Source organism: Alkalihalobacillus pseudalcaliphilus, from assembly GCF_028610675.1.
Classification (GTDB): domain Bacteria; phylum Bacillota; class Bacilli; order Bacillales; family Bacillaceae_D; genus Alkalihalobacillus; species Alkalihalobacillus pseudalcaliphilus.
Genome location: NZ_JAQQWS010000005.1, coordinates 192,098 through 205,485, shown reverse-complemented (window position 1 = coordinate 205,485; position 13,388 = coordinate 192,098). Strand labels below are relative to the sequence as shown.

Below are 13,388 nucleotides of genomic sequence, written 5' to 3'. Positions count from 1 at the left end.
TTTCCTTTTTTAAAATAGAGAAAAGAAATAATAGCATGTATTTTAATTTTTTAGTAAACTATATGTAAGCTTTATCATTTTAAGGAGGCTAATTGAATGTCTAGTCATGAGGTTACTAAATTACTTATTAATTACAAAACGATCGAAGAATTCAAAAATTTCCGTGAGTACGGTGCTGCAGAATTATATATGAAAGAAGACTTAGAGCAAAACATCGTCGAAAACGATAGTGAGTCGCCTTTCTACGGCATTTATATAGGTAAACGCTTAGTCGCTCGAATGAGCTTATATCGCATTGAAGAAAAGTATGATCGCTATTTCGAACCAGCTCAAGATTATTTAGAGCTTTGGAAATTAGAAGTATTAGAATCCTACAGAGGGCGCGGATACGGCAAAGCATTAGTTGATTTCGCTAAATCCTTTAATCTACCAATCAAAACCAATGGTAGAGTTAACTCTAATGAATTTTGGCATTCTATGGGTTTTGAAGAAGTTACGTACAACCCAGCACGTGATCGAGGAGAGAATCCTTTTGTTTGGTACCCTGCTGGTGTACAAGAGCAACCAGTTAATGAATCCGAATCAACGACTATATCAGAATAACAGGACAAAGCTAGCAAAGAAACTCCTCTGCTAGCTTTTCCATCGAGTATGAGCTGTTATCACTGATTTATAATGACAATTTCCGGGCTCTATCCATAATAGATAATAATGAGCGATAATCATCTTTCATCATTTTCTTCTCTTCCTCTACTTTAGCCAAATGCTCACGTAACCTTTGGTTTTCCTCTAATAAACGTTGGTAGTCACCTTGTTCCACCTGTTCTTTAGCTTTTAAGTCATACCGCTGTAAATATTCAATGACATGTGCCATGGTTAAATCTAGAGACTCCGAACCTGCTTTTTCTTTAAAGGAATGAATGGCTTTTTCATCCTGAATCGGTTCTTCGTTACCATCTTCTTTTTTACTTGTAAACACACGAACATTTTTCGGTTTTAGAGAAACTTCCTCTACTTTACTTTCTGATTCTAAAGAAGTTTTCACTCCCTTTAGTTTCGTTCTTTGCTTTTTAGCTAAATGGATGGCAGATTCATATTTTTTTCGAATCGTTGAGTTCCAACGAAATCCACATGCTGCACTCGTTCGCGACAATCTTTGGCCAACTTCTTCAAAAGCTGATAACTGTGTACTTCCTTCACGAATATGTCTAAGCACAACCTCTGCCAATAATAAATCTTCATCTGTACTCCAAGCATCTTGACGTATCGTCGTCATCCAATCCCTCCTTTAATCACTCATTAATTCATTCTATGCGTGAACTAGCAAAGATAGACTTTGTTCTAGTAAATGAGTATTTCCTTTTTTCTGATTCCTTATTCAATGATTCTAGCGGAAACCTCATATCATTTTTAAAGAAACGGATGGATGTCAACCAATCAAAGAAAAAAACAAGCTCCAAATAGCGAGATGCCATTTAAAACTTGTTTTCATATTCCTTATTTACTTACTACTTCTTGCCCTTTATATGAGCCACACTCTTTACATACGCGGTGAGCTAATTTAAGCTCGCCACACTCTGAGCATTTTACCATACCAGGTACTGCTAATTTGTAGTGAGTACGACGTTTATTTTTACGAGTCTTAGAAGTTCTTCTGAAAGGTACTGCCATCATTCCCACCTCCTTACAGGTTCTCGGTTCTGCAAATAATCTTATTTACTTATATGAAAGGAAGCCGATTGCGTGATCGTTGCTTCGATTTTCTTATTCCTTGTCAAAAAACTTCGCTAAATCTGCTAACCTTGGGTCAATACGATTATTTAAATCCTCTTCTGTAACAATCTCCCAATCTTTTCCCTCTTTTGGGGCTTTCGGTTCTTCTACAACATCAGCAAAGATTTGCATCGGGATCTCAAGTAATATTTGTTCCATGACATAAGGCTTCAGGTCAATTTGATGACCTTCTACAGAATGAACATCATCATCCAGACGTTCCTCATCAATTTGAAAAGAATCAAAACCTTCTAATTGAAAACGTTCTACCACATCTTTATCAATAGATAGCGGTACATCCACTAGCGTTCTCGAACAAGGAAGTGTTAATTCTGTCTGTAAATTAAATGAAAAAGTAATAAAGTTTTTCACATAATCAATTTGTCCTTGTAACTGGACAGGAGCAACAGCTCTAATGTCTTTCTCGAGTTCCTTCAGTTCTGAAAGCTCAATTGTTTCCTTAAATATTAGCGGTTTTTGCTTCGCCGCTTGTAGTTCTTGTAAAGACCAAATCATCTACATCACCTCTAAGGCAACAAAAGTAATTATAAATGTCGCAATTTCTTTTGTCAACCTTTTTTCTTTACAGTTAATCCTTTATAATGAATGGAGTACAAACCTTTCCACACATTAATTTTCATTCTACCACGTTTAAAATCTGACGTAAAGATTGATTCGAAGTCAATCTAGATACAAGGAGGTTCTCTTTGAAAACAGTTGGTTTAGTTGTTGAATATAACCCTTTCCATAACGGTCATTTATATCACCTTACTAAAGCAAAAGAAAAAACAAACGCTGATGTTGTCATTGCAGTGATGAGTGGTTCCTTTCTACAAAGAGGTGAACCTGCTCTCGTTTCTAAGTGGTTAAGAACGGAAATGGCCATTGCCAATGGTGTTGATATTGTCGTTGAGTTACCTTATTATGACTCTGTTCAAAAAGCAGAATTTTTTGCTGAAGGAGCTATTCGAATCCTCGATCACTTATTTGTTGATACAGTTTGTTTCGGAAGTGAATCAGGCAAGATCGAGGACTTTTATGAGTTATATGATTTTATTGAAGATCACCGGGAACAATGGAACCTTTTACTTAAAGAAGAGATCGCTTTAGGTAAAAGTTATCCGAAAGCAACTTCTGATGCCTTTCAAAGGTTGAGCCATCAATTAGGGCACCCCTCTCTACTATCATTGTCTGAACCAAATAATATTCTCGGCTTCCACTATGTAGAGGCTACACGGAAATGGACAAATTCTATGAACGCTGAAACGATCCTACGCCAAAAAGCTCACTATCATGACCAGGATATAAATCACGCAACAATTGCTAGCGCTACAAGTATAAGGAAAGCTCTTTTTTCCGATCAAGACCAAGAAAAAGTGAAAGCTGTGTTACCACAACCTAGCTATCATATACTTCACCAACACTTGAAGAACAATCAACCTTTATTGCAATGGGAATCACTTTTCCCTTATTTACAATATCAAATAATCAGTACGAAACGCGAAAACTTAGCTGACATTTATGAATGTGAAGAAGGGCTTGAATATCGCATTCAAGAAACGATTCAACAAGCAACATCATTTCAGCAATGGATGGAGTTACTAAAAACAAAGCGGTACACCTGGAGCCGTTTACAACGCTTAGCGACTCATATTTTCACACAAACAACCAAAGCAGAAATTAACAAGCTTCAACAGCTCAAGAAACCGCCTTATATTCGTTTGCTCGGTATGTCTCCTGCCGGGCAAACTTACCTCGGTACGATTAAGAAAAAGATGACGACGCCATTAATAAGTCGTTTTGCCGAGGTTCAAGGTACAGCTGGGAGATTAGATCAACGAGTCACAACTATGTATAATATGGCTCTTGGACATCTTACCAATACGAGCCGATTTAAAGAAGAATATCAGCAAACGCCAATACGTATAAAAAATGAATCGTAAACAGGTTACTATAAGGCTGTGAATAATATAAGAGCTAGCAGATTTTCAACCCTGGCAACTACTTCTAAATGGAGTCTCCGCAAGATTCTCCCGCTAGATATTCGCTAGATCTTAAGAACTACTATCATTCTTACAACAACCATTAAAATGAAAAGAAACTAAAAAGGACATTGAACAAAATGCTATTAGTCACAAAAACAGATTGAATGAAGTGCTGTCAATCTAAGATATCGCACAGTTTCATGTTTGTTGCTGTTGAATTATTCTCCCTTTCTCTTCCGCTTCTGCACATTAACCTCCTCTTTATCCATCAGTCCCCCAAAAAAAACACTACGCTCACCTTATACGGTGAATCGTAGTGTTTATTCGTTATGAACTTTCTTCTATTTGTGCTAAAAAGTCTAAGGCGTCGTCAATCGTATTAATCGGAATGACTTGAACATCTGTGTTAATATCTTCTGCAGCGGCTAACGCTTCTTGATAATTGGAGTTCTCTCTTCCATTTTCTGCGGGTGCTAAAAAGTAATCGGCACCAGCTTTGTCTGCGGCGACAAGTTTTTGAGCAGCACCACCAATTCTACCGACAGTTCCGTCCTCATTAAGAGTTCCTGTCCCTGCAATATTATACCCTTTGGTAATATCCTCTTCCGTTAATTGATTAATAATCTCAAGGGAAAACATTAATCCGGCAGAAGGCCCCCCTATTGTATTAGTATCCATTTCTATTTCTGGATAATACGTTACTTCTCTAGAGGTTACAGGATTGGCAATCCCGATTCCAGCACGATTTTCTTCACCTTCTTGTAAATAACGCTCTGGAAAATAACCAAAGGCAACCTCTTCTACTTGCTCCACTCCATCTCGGACAAAAGTAAACATGACCGTATCATCAATACCTTTTCCTTCTAAATGGGCAAATAAGTCCTCAATGTTTCTTACTGACTTTCCATCAATAGCAACAATTAAGTCACCGGGCTCAAGAATATCAGCGGCAGGCATATCTTCAATCAGTTGTGTAACGATCGCTCCGTGATATTCAAATTCAACATCTCGTCCAGCTTTTTGATAAGCTAAAATGGTGGCAATCTCTTGAGAGCTATTCATCATCATAATTTGGCGGTGATGATATTCACGATCCGACTCCCCTTCACGACGCACGGACTCATCAGGATGAAGGACCCGATAAGGACTCAAATATGACCACAAATAAAGAAATGGATTCGCTTTACCCATTTTGATTGTCGTAAGCATAAAAGTTCCCTTGTCAATGTTCTCAAACTCATCATGGAGGTCAATCTCTATATACTGCGTTAAGATTTCTGCTGACCCAGGTTCTGAGTAATAGAAAGGTAGTTGATAAAAATATAAAAATAAAAATAAAACGATAAGTAAAATATAGCGTATTTTAAAAGATGATTTCTTTTTAGTCAATGTCGTTCTCCTTCCAGTTTGCTATCATGTTTTTTAATTGAACCATTTTTTGTTCAGTCGCTTGTTCTCCTGCAAGTATAATGGAATCAACATCCTTAAAAAGCAAACCATTTGATTGTTTTACAACGGGTTTAATCATCAAAGACTTTTCTGATTGTTGCTGCTTATATATCTCACGACCCATAATATCAATCGTTAATAAAATGACATCATAAATAGTCGCGACCTTTTGTTCGCTTTTATAATACGAAACATCAATACCTATGATAATGTCTGCCCCCATCTCCTTTACAACAGAAGTTGGGACCCGCTCTAACACTCCACCATCTACAAGCAGTTGATCTTGATAGCTCACCGGAACAAAAATACCTGGAATCGAGATACTAGCTCTTACAGCCTCAGCAAGATCACCTTCACGGAAAACAACCTTGTTTCCACTTAATAAATCCGCTGCAATAATAGCTACAGGAATTTGCAGATCTTCAATCCGTTTTCTCTTTGTTAAGATACGTATTAGTTCTAATACTTTATCACCTTTCACAAAGCCCATTTTAGGAACGATATAATCTAAATAATATTTCCTCTTAAATAACTTAGCGAACTTTTCCATTGCCTCTGGCGTTTGACCTACCCCATATAAACCAGCTACTAAAGCACCCATACTACTACCGGCTACATAATCAATAGGTACATTATGTGCTTTTAAAACCTTTAAGACTCCGACATGAGCAAAGCCTCTCACACCACCTGCGCCAAATGCAATTCCTATTTTAGGACGTTGCTTTGCCATTCGCATTCAACTCCTATCATACGATTTCCACGATTCTTTTTCAATCATATGGTCTAATCCACAAATCTAGACGTATATTTAATGTTAGTTAGTTGTACAAGCATGAATGATTTCTTATCGATACTCATTCGTTAGGTTGTTGAGCAAAGGAGGGTCAATCGTTGTTTTCTCAAAAGTTTCAAACGCTTTTGCTCGCTAGTATCGCCATTTTTTTTGCCATTACTTTAATGCTATTTCCTAAAGAAGCTCTAGAAGCTTCAGTACGGGGTATGAATATATGGTGGAATGTCGTATTCCCTTCCTTACTGCCTTTTTTCATCGTCTCTGAACTATTAATTAGCTTTGGTGTCGTTACTTTACTCGGCCGATTTCTTGAACCATTGATGCGGCCCTTATTTCGCGTTCCTGGGGTTGGTGGTTTTGTCTGGGCAATGGGTCTTGCATCTGGTAACCCTGCAGGGGCAAAATTGACAAGTCGCTTAAGAAAGGAAAAAAAAATAACACAAATCGAAGCAGAGCGACTTGTCGCATTCACAAGTTCATCCAATCCTTTATTCATTTTTGGAGCCGTTGCCGTAGGTTTCTTTCACAATCCTGCACTTGGTCTCGTCTTAGCTGTTTCCCATTATCTCGCCAATATATTTGTAGGAATTCTGATGCGATTTTATCGACAACATGAAAAAGAAAAGCTCTCAACAAACGTAGAACCCGGAACTAACAAACGTAATGGTTCAACAAAACCTTGGCTAACCGTTCTCCATGAGGAGCGCCAAAAGGATGGACGTTCATTGGGGCAAGTATTAGGAGATGCCGTCCGCTCATCGATACAAACCCTTCTTGTTGTAGGTGGTTTTATCATTTTATTTTCAGTTTTTAATAAGGTCTTGACCCTCGTACACTTTATTGATGTGATAGGTTTAGCTTTGAGCCTTCTACTCGCAATCCTTCAACTTCCCATCGAGCTTAGTCCTGCCATTATTTCGGGATTATTTGAGATGACGATGGGTGCACAACGAGTCAGTGAAACAGAGTCAGCACTACTTATGCAACAAGTTATCGTCGTTAGTTTTTTATTAGGATTCAGCGGTTTCTCTATTCAAGCCCAAGTAGCTAGTCTTTTAGCTGATACAGATATTCGTTTTCAACCGTTTTTTATCGGTCGATTACTTCAAGGGTTTTTTGCTGCTTTCATTGCCTTTATTCTTTTCCGTCCTCTTTATTTAGAAGGACAGGGCATGACTTGGTTCTCCAACGTCATCCCAGCGTTTGGCCAAGAGATTGATATCCATTCATCCTGGCAATTATTTTTATCCATAAGCCCGATTGTCACCCTTGTCTTTCTAATCTTATATATTTTTCTACAAGGCTACGAGCAATTAAAAAAAGCTGTTCCTACTAAATAAGTAAGAATAGCTTTTCCTCATTTTAAACACTTTTAAATTTTGCTTTTAATGCCTTGGCAACATTGGCTGGCACTAAATCATCGACATTCGCATGATACCTTGCAGCTTCCTTGACAATACTTGAACTAACATAAGAATAATGATTATCTGTCATCATAAAAAAGGTCTCAATTTCTGGTCCAATTTTTTTATTAATAGAAGCCACTTGCATTTCATATTCAAAATCGGTCACTGCACGTAAACCTCTTATAATCGTTTGAGCGTTACTCTTTTTCACATAATCAATAAGTAAACCTCCAAACCAATCTACTTCTACATGTTCTAAATGACTTGTTGCTTCTTTTATCAAACGGACTCTTTCCTCAACTGTAAAAAGCGGCTCTTTCTTTTGATTATGTAGAACGGCTACAATGACTCTGTCAAATGTTTTGGCACCTCGTTCAATAATGTCTAAGTGACCTAATGTAATAGGGTCAAAACTCCCCGGGCAAACCGCTATCTTTTCCATTTACAGCATCTCCTCTTCACTTTAATCTTTGAATCGGTAAATTGAAATAATCGTGTCTCCATAGGTTTCCTCACGTTCTTTTTGTAAATTCCCAACTTCATCTGGTAACGGATGGGCTTTTCCATGTTCAATCACAATCGTTCCTTCGTCTGCTAACAGTTGAAAATCAGTGATAATGGCCAATTCACTAGCTATTTTTTCATTCGCATAGGGGGGATCTAAAAAAATATAATCAAACCGAATCTCTCTTTTGATTAAAGCTTTTAATGCCCGACTCGCATCATTACGATATGTCTCAGCTTGGTCTAGGAATTGACATTTTTCCAAATTCTCTTTTATAGTGGCTACTGCTTTTCTGTCTTGGTCAACAATAATCATTTTATCTAACCCTCGACTTAATGATTCGATAGAAAGACCACCACTTCCACCGTATAGGTCTAAACCAATTCCTCCTTGAAAGTAAGGTCCAATCATATTAAAAATCGATTCCTTCACCTTATCAGTTGTAGGTCTCGTCGAGTTACCTGGCACCGCCTTTAAAGTGATGCCTTTTTTTGTACCTGAAATAACTCTCATTACTCATTCCTACTTTCCATCTCAATTATTTACTATTTTATCATAGGTTTTATTTGGATATCCAAACAAAGATGTTGCTTCATCATTTTAATGATTGCTTACTAGCCGTGTATAATTCAATAAATCTTGGTCATAATGAAACTAGCAGCATTTATTGAATGTTGCACAACCGCGGAGAAGACTTACGTTTCCCCATAAGTTCTTCCTCCGGTTTCTCCTCTCCCATAGCCTGTGCATACAGAATGTGTGTGATTAGGCACCTCGTAGGGTTTGCTTACGGGGTTTTTTTTTGCCTTTTTTCGTATACATCTATCTCTTTTATTAAAATTACGATAAACTATGAATGGAATAAACCACCTGGCAGCCCATGAAGGAGAGTTAATTGAATGTTACAACGTTTTATTGAATTAGGAAATGGATATTCAGATCTATATGAATTGTTAGAGATTGCGAAACGTAATGATGATCGAATTTTAGCCATTATCCAGCTAAACACAGTGATTGAGTCGCGTGAGAAGACGTCATTGGCTGTTGTTTTAAAACCAGCTAAGGAAGGTAAATTTTTGCCTATTTATATTTGTTTAGAAGGAATTCCAAATCCCGAGGTAACTCCAAATGAAAGGTTTCGTCTATTTCAAAGTCTAAGTGAAGAACTCGCTATTCCTATACAGTCTTTAGATGTTAAGCCATCAGAAACGTTTAATGAAAAAGCTTTATATTATCAATATTTGATTGGTATTTTACGATTAAGTCGGATTTTGCCTCCACTTGGTTAAAAGGGAAAGAGGCTGGGACAAAAGATTTTTAGTATCTAAAAAGCTAAACCCAAAAAATATCGAATAGTTAGTAGCTAACTATTCGATATTCGGGTGATATCTAGACTTTATTAATTTATCTAAATGAAAATAAACGATAGCTGTTAAAAGTGTAACGACTAGTAAACCAAATTCTTCACTATGACTTGGTAAGCTAAAATTCAGAAAAATAATACCGACAAAAACACCTACGAACACATAAAGAAAAAGCATCATAAAATAAGTAACGATTAATTTCTTCATTACCCAATCAAGAGAATACGATACGAGCATACCTACCATTGTAATAAGGGAAAAAGAGAGAAATAGCACGTTCGTGAAGTATTCAAGAAACCTCACCTCTAAAACAAGAATAGCAAACTTGTGAACAATGCGGTAATAAAACCAATTGCTATTGCCAAATAACCAACAATACCCCTCCTAAAAATCAGCTCGGAACCTCTTGTTGTTTTCTTCGCTCTTTTTCCTTATAAAATCTCTTTTTAGCTGGTGGGAGTACTTTCCCTTTGACTAAGGCAACATTTATGAGTAATAGGGTTGCACTTATTAAAAACAATGTGCTCATCGACGATGCGGTCACGATCCAGCCTCCTACGACCGGTCCAATCATATTTCCTAAATACATCGCACTGTTAGAAAATCCGTATGTTCGACTCTCCATACCTTCAATGGAATGTAACCGAATCAGGGCATTAGCTGCAGGTAATAATCCCCCCACACATATGCCTTGCATAAAGCGTAAAACAATTAATTGCCAAATGTCCGTTACAAATGCTTGTGGGATAGCGAGCATCGCAACGCCAAGCATCGCCCAGATTAAGACATTATGAGCACCTACCTTATCACTTACTCTTCCTAAAAAGGCTGATGACATCATATTAGAAAAACCTAAGACAGCCACCGTTAAACCAGCATAGAAAGCCGTATTTTGTGCAGGCGTCAACTCAATAACATAGATAGACAATAATGGATTAATTCCCATTACCGCCAACTGAATAACTAATACAACACCAAATAAAGCGAGGACTGGTTTTTTTGATGTAACTTTCTTAAAATCCTCGATTGTATTTGTTTTCACCTGTGATTTTGCAGGTGCTTTAAAGTTTTCTTTCACAAACAAAAGACAAACAAGTGCTGCAATTAAAATCGAGAAACCTGTAATAAAAAATATCATTCGATAACCAAACATTTCTGCCATTAGTCCACCTAATAAAGGGCCGAGTATACCACCAGCTACGGCTCCCGCTTGCAAAATTCCAAGAGCGTAACCAACATGTTGCTTCGGCGTATTCGTAGAGACGAGTCCTATAGAGGCCGGGATGAACCCTGAGACCATTCCATTTAATAAACGGAGTAATAGCAGAGAAATAGGGCCAGTTGCAAACCCTGTTAATGCGATAATGATTGCCATTCCAAAACCAGACCGTAATATCATTGATTTTCTTCCATAACGGTCAGCCATTCTTCCCCAAAACGGGGCAAATAAAAAGGCCGTTAAAAAGTTAGCTCCAAATATAACACCTGTCCAGATTCCAATAGATGTTTCATTCTCTAAGCCAAGCTCTTTTAAATATAACGGCAGGAATGGAATAATCATGGTCATCGCACTCGTGACAAAAAATTGACAAGCAACGAGAATCCATAAATTCCTTCTCCAATTTTTCACTTTTTTCACTTCCTCCACCCTTATTATATATTTCGCAGCACGAAATAATCAAGTGAATGAACTTATTTTACAAATTTATCGGAAAATAATTACTTCTTTTTATCCAAAAATAAAAAGCCATGTCTGTTAAACATGACTTTCTCAAATACTAAATACCCATTTTATAATCATATTCTTTTGCTTTATCTGGCTTGGAATTTTGATATTCCGTTTTCACAAATGGTCTCATCGACGGTTTTACATCTTTTACAAAATGTAATGATTGCAATTTCTCTATAATCTCATCCGTTTTATCTTGATTGCAATAAAAAATGACATACTTCATTTTCTTAGAAACATATTGAACATTTCCAAATCGTCTTAATTGTCTTGCAAATTTCAATGAGGAAAGCCATACTGCTATGCCTTGTCTATTTCCTACTAGCATAAAGACGTTTCTCCTTTTTTCCAACAAGTCTGTTTATATTTTAGCACTTTCTTTTCAACCTAGCAACAGCAAGTCCTTAATCAGTCGTTATCATTATCGATATGTAAAAACCATGAGTGAGCACTCATGGTTACATGTATATAACGATTGCCTAACCGCAGCTACAAGAGCCACCAGATCCACAACCACCTGCACAAGACATTTGGTCAAAAAATGGATTTCCAGTAGGCACTTTAATGGTCTGTGATACCGAGTGGGCAATGACTCCACTTAATTCATTCAATAGCTGTTCTAAATCTTTCTCAGCCTTTTTATATTCAACGACAATCGGAAGTAAATCCAACTGGCGCTTCGTTTGACGAATAGTCGTGGAAACCTCTTTATAATCAGGGTGATACTTACCAAATCGCTGGACTTCTTCGTATTGATCCTTGATGCGATTAAATTCACCGATCATTTTCTGTGCCTGCTCATCCGCTTCAAGCTGTTTCTTCTTTTCAATATATTCAATGAAGATATCCGAATCCCTAAAAGCCATACTTAAATCTTCAGCAGCTTCAATCACATCCACCATAGATATGGTTGCTAGCATAATCCCACCCCCTTCTAGGGCATTATAACACGATAACCCCTTAAAGCCCACCAACAAAAATGAAAGTCCCAAAAGTATGTCAACATATATAATCACAGACCTATCAAGCAATTCGAAAAAATAAATTGACATTCATTCAATACTTCACTATAATTCATTCGACTTAGAAAAAAGAATATTGGCTACAGTAAGGAGAAAGCGATGAATTTTGTAACCTTTAACCCCTTTCGGACTATTGGCATCCCAAATATTAAGTATGTCAAACCCGAACTGATGTACAAAGAAAGAGAGAAAATAATGGATGCAGATTATTGCCTTTTCCCTGAAAATTGGCAAGTGAATTCTCTCGTATACGGGATGAAAAAAAAGATTTTCCCAAGTATTCAATCTATTCAACTGGGATTTAACAAAATTGAAATGACTAGAGCCCTTTGGAGTGTCGCTCCAGAGCTCATACCAAATACAGAAATACTCGGTAGAAACCAAGAAAACATTGAGAAAGTGTTACGAGAATTTGAATTTCCTTTTGTCGCAAAAGAAATTCGAAACTCCATGGGAAAAGGTGTTTACTTAATTGAAAACGCCGAGCAATGGGAGGAATACGCTGAAAATAATCCTTACTTTTATGTCCAAGAATACTTACCTATTAAACGTGACTTGCGCGTTTGTATCGTAGGAGATGAAGTGATTGCTGCTTATTGGCGCGAAAACGAAAACTCCTTTAAGAACAATGTAGCGCAAGGCGGTGAAATTTCATTTAACGATATCCCTAGTGAAGCTTGTACTACTATATTAAAAGTCGCACAGGAGTTAGGCATTGATCACGCTGGTTTTGATGCTGTATTTGTTGATGACCGTATGTATATTCTCGAATTTAATACATTGTTTGGTAACCAAGGTTTTCAACAAATGAATATATCCGTCGAACAAAAAATAGCGTCCTACTTAAATAAACAACTTCCACTCAACAACTAAAGAATTAAAAACAATCGAGTAATATCTTTACAAAACCACCGCTCCCACCTCTCTGTGAACGATTGGACAAAACATGCGAAATAACCCTGTGAGTAAAATGTAGCCGAGAACGAAACTTCTACAAAGAAGCTAGTTCACCTCTACCTCACAGGGGATTAGCATGTTTTTTGTTTAATGAAATTGAGACGTTTGCTGCAACGATTGTCACCTTTTCAATCACTATAACGCGTTCACACCCATTACCCTAACGAGTTTTTACCCATTTTTAGCATCTCAATCATCATCATTGCTAATCCAATATTATTTTGCACCTTTTCTACCCTTTGAGGAAATGTTTTTCCATAGAAATAATTAGATTCCTTTTCCATCTCAGGTATGAGATGAGGCTCTCTCGTAATTTTTCGGTACCAAATGGGATTTTGCCTCATGAATTGTCTAAGCTCAGGTTTTTCATGTAATAACTGCTGAATTTCCACACGCAATGAAATC

17 protein-coding genes are annotated in these 13,388 nt (G+C 37.2%); 5 read left to right on the top strand and 12 right to left on the bottom strand.

The features are described 5' to 3' along the window. Positions 1-96 precede the first annotated feature (96 nt). Complete coding sequence (locus PQ479_RS12855) at positions 97-603, top strand: N-acetyltransferase (protein WP_047987766.1); 507 nt, start codon at positions 97-99, stop codon at positions 601-603. Positions 604-670: 67 nt separating this feature from the next. Here PQ479_RS12855 and PQ479_RS12850 read toward each other — a convergent pair whose 3' ends face one another. From PQ479_RS12850 to PQ479_RS12840, 3 genes are all read right to left on the bottom strand, one after another. Further along, positions 671-1,276 (bottom strand): RsfA family transcriptional regulator, encoded by a 606-nt coding sequence (locus PQ479_RS12850; protein ID WP_047987765.1) that lies wholly within the window; start codon positions 1,274-1,276, stop codon positions 671-673. Positions 1,277-1,497: 221 nt separating this feature from the next. Further along, the gene (gene rpmF, locus PQ479_RS12845) at positions 1,498-1,671 is read right to left on the bottom strand and encodes a 50S ribosomal protein L32 (protein WP_003321705.1); all 174 of its coding nucleotides are present in this window, start codon (positions 1,669-1,671) and stop codon (positions 1,498-1,500) included. 93 nt (positions 1,672-1,764) lie between these two features. Next, complete coding sequence (locus tag PQ479_RS12840) at positions 1,765-2,289, bottom strand: YceD family protein (protein WP_047987764.1); 525 nt, start codon at positions 2,287-2,289, stop codon at positions 1,765-1,767. A gap of 191 nt (positions 2,290-2,480) precedes the next feature. On the opposite strand from PQ479_RS12840, the gene PQ479_RS12835 reads away from it, so the two are divergent. Next, the gene (locus PQ479_RS12835) at positions 2,481-3,716 is read left to right on the top strand and encodes a nucleotidyltransferase (protein WP_047987763.1); all 1,236 of its coding nucleotides are present in this window, start codon (positions 2,481-2,483) and stop codon (positions 3,714-3,716) included. Positions 3,717-4,085: 369 nt separating this feature from the next. Here PQ479_RS12835 and PQ479_RS12830 read toward each other — a convergent pair whose 3' ends face one another. Both PQ479_RS12830 and PQ479_RS12825 read right to left on the bottom strand, forming a co-directional pair. After that, entirely contained in the window at positions 4,086-5,147 is a 1,062-nt protein-coding gene (locus PQ479_RS12830) for a SepM family pheromone-processing serine protease (RefSeq protein WP_047987762.1), read from the bottom strand. Further along, on the bottom strand, positions 5,140-5,937 hold the full coding sequence (locus PQ479_RS12825) for a patatin-like phospholipase family protein (RefSeq protein ID WP_047987761.1): 798 nt from the start codon (positions 5,935-5,937) through the stop codon (positions 5,140-5,142). The genes PQ479_RS12830 and PQ479_RS12825 overlap by 8 nt, the downstream gene beginning before the upstream one ends. A 161-nt stretch (positions 5,938-6,098) precedes the next feature. Here PQ479_RS12825 and ylbJ point away from each other — a divergent pair, with 161 nt between their 5' ends. After that, complete coding sequence (gene ylbJ, locus PQ479_RS12820) at positions 6,099-7,340, top strand: sporulation integral membrane protein YlbJ (protein WP_047987760.1); 1,242 nt, start codon at positions 6,099-6,101, stop codon at positions 7,338-7,340. A 22-nt stretch (positions 7,341-7,362) separates the two neighbouring features. On the opposite strand, the gene coaD is transcribed toward ylbJ, so the two are convergent. Continuing rightward, a complete protein-coding gene (gene coaD / locus PQ479_RS12815) occupies positions 7,363-7,848 on the bottom strand; it encodes a pantetheine-phosphate adenylyltransferase (RefSeq protein WP_047987759.1) in 486 nt (161 codons plus the stop codon). A gap of 21 nt (positions 7,849-7,869) precedes the next feature. Continuing rightward, positions 7,870-8,424 (bottom strand): 16S rRNA (guanine(966)-N(2))-methyltransferase RsmD, encoded by a 555-nt coding sequence (gene rsmD, locus PQ479_RS12810; RefSeq protein WP_047987758.1) that lies wholly within the window; start codon positions 8,422-8,424, stop codon positions 7,870-7,872. A 386-nt stretch (positions 8,425-8,810) separates the two neighbouring features. Between rsmD and PQ479_RS12805 the strand changes: the two genes are divergently transcribed. After that, positions 8,811-9,200: a DUF7147 family protein gene (locus PQ479_RS12805; RefSeq protein ID WP_047987757.1), complete on the top strand. Its 390-nt coding sequence runs from the start codon at positions 8,811-8,813 to the stop codon at positions 9,198-9,200. A gap of 78 nt (positions 9,201-9,278) precedes the next feature. Here PQ479_RS12805 and PQ479_RS12800 read toward each other — a convergent pair whose 3' ends face one another. The 4 genes from PQ479_RS12800 to PQ479_RS12785 all read right to left on the bottom strand — a co-directional run bounded on the left by PQ479_RS12800 (position 9,279) and on the right by PQ479_RS12785 (position 11,924). Continuing rightward, entirely contained in the window at positions 9,279-9,512 is a 234-nt protein-coding gene (locus tag PQ479_RS12800) for a hypothetical protein (protein ID WP_273717023.1), read from the bottom strand. 154 nt (positions 9,513-9,666) lie between these two features. Then, the gene (locus tag PQ479_RS12795; protein ID WP_047987755.1) at positions 9,667-10,905 is read right to left on the bottom strand and encodes an MFS transporter; all 1,239 of its coding nucleotides are present in this window, start codon (positions 10,903-10,905) and stop codon (positions 9,667-9,669) included. Positions 10,906-11,053: 148 nt separating this feature from the next. After that, positions 11,054-11,332, bottom strand: a complete 279-nt coding sequence (locus PQ479_RS12790; RefSeq protein WP_047987754.1) for a YlbG family protein — start codon at positions 11,330-11,332, stop codon at positions 11,054-11,056. A gap of 151 nt (positions 11,333-11,483) precedes the next feature. Next, on the bottom strand, positions 11,484-11,924 hold the full coding sequence (locus PQ479_RS12785; protein WP_053070322.1) for a YlbF/YmcA family competence regulator: 441 nt from the start codon (positions 11,922-11,924) through the stop codon (positions 11,484-11,486). A 201-nt stretch (positions 11,925-12,125) separates the two neighbouring features. Here PQ479_RS12785 and PQ479_RS12780 point away from each other — a divergent pair, with 201 nt between their 5' ends. Further along, entirely contained in the window at positions 12,126-12,899 is a 774-nt protein-coding gene (locus tag PQ479_RS12780; protein WP_047987753.1) for an ATP-grasp domain-containing protein, read from the top strand. A gap of 239 nt (positions 12,900-13,138) precedes the next feature. Here PQ479_RS12780 and PQ479_RS12775 read toward each other — a convergent pair whose 3' ends face one another. Next, positions 13,139-13,375 carry a YlbE-like family protein gene (locus tag PQ479_RS12775; RefSeq protein ID WP_337957104.1) on the bottom strand — a complete coding sequence of 79 codons (237 nt, stop codon included), beginning with the start codon at positions 13,373-13,375 and terminating at the stop codon, positions 13,139-13,141. Positions 13,376-13,388: the final 13 nt, after the last annotated feature.

Excerpts from the sequence above, each read along its gene's own strand:
- PQ479_RS12855 (WP_047987766.1), top strand. The coding sequence starts at position 97 with ATGTCTAGTCATGAGGTTACTAAATTACTTATTAATTACAAAACGATC.
- PQ479_RS12850 (WP_047987765.1), bottom strand. The coding sequence starts at position 1,276 with ATGACGACGATACGTCAAGATGCTTGGAGTACAGATGAAGATTTATTA.
- rpmF (WP_003321705.1), bottom strand. The coding sequence starts at position 1,671 with ATGGCAGTACCTTTCAGAAGAACTTCTAAGACTCGTAAAAATAAACGT.
- PQ479_RS12840 (WP_047987764.1), bottom strand. The coding sequence starts at position 2,289 with ATGATTTGGTCTTTACAAGAACTACAAGCGGCGAAGCAAAAACCGCTA.
- PQ479_RS12825 (WP_047987761.1), bottom strand. The coding sequence starts at position 5,937 with ATGGCAAAGCAACGTCCTAAAATAGGAATTGCATTTGGCGCAGGTGGT.
- coaD (WP_047987759.1), bottom strand. The coding sequence starts at position 7,848 with ATGGAAAAGATAGCGGTTTGCCCGGGGAGTTTTGACCCTATTACATTA.
- rsmD (WP_047987758.1), bottom strand. The coding sequence starts at position 8,424 with ATGAGAGTTATTTCAGGTACAAAAAAAGGCATCACTTTAAAGGCGGTG.
- PQ479_RS12805 (WP_047987757.1), top strand. The coding sequence starts at position 8,811 with ATGTTACAACGTTTTATTGAATTAGGAAATGGATATTCAGATCTATAT.
- PQ479_RS12800 (WP_273717023.1), bottom strand. The coding sequence starts at position 9,512 with ATGCTCGTATCGTATTCTCTTGATTGGGTAATGAAGAAATTAATCGTT.
- PQ479_RS12790 (WP_047987754.1), bottom strand. The coding sequence starts at position 11,332 with ATGCTAGTAGGAAATAGACAAGGCATAGCAGTATGGCTTTCCTCATTG.
- PQ479_RS12785 (WP_053070322.1), bottom strand. The coding sequence starts at position 11,924 with ATGCTAGCAACCATATCTATGGTGGATGTGATTGAAGCTGCTGAAGAT.
- PQ479_RS12780 (WP_047987753.1), top strand. The coding sequence starts at position 12,126 with ATGAATTTTGTAACCTTTAACCCCTTTCGGACTATTGGCATCCCAAAT.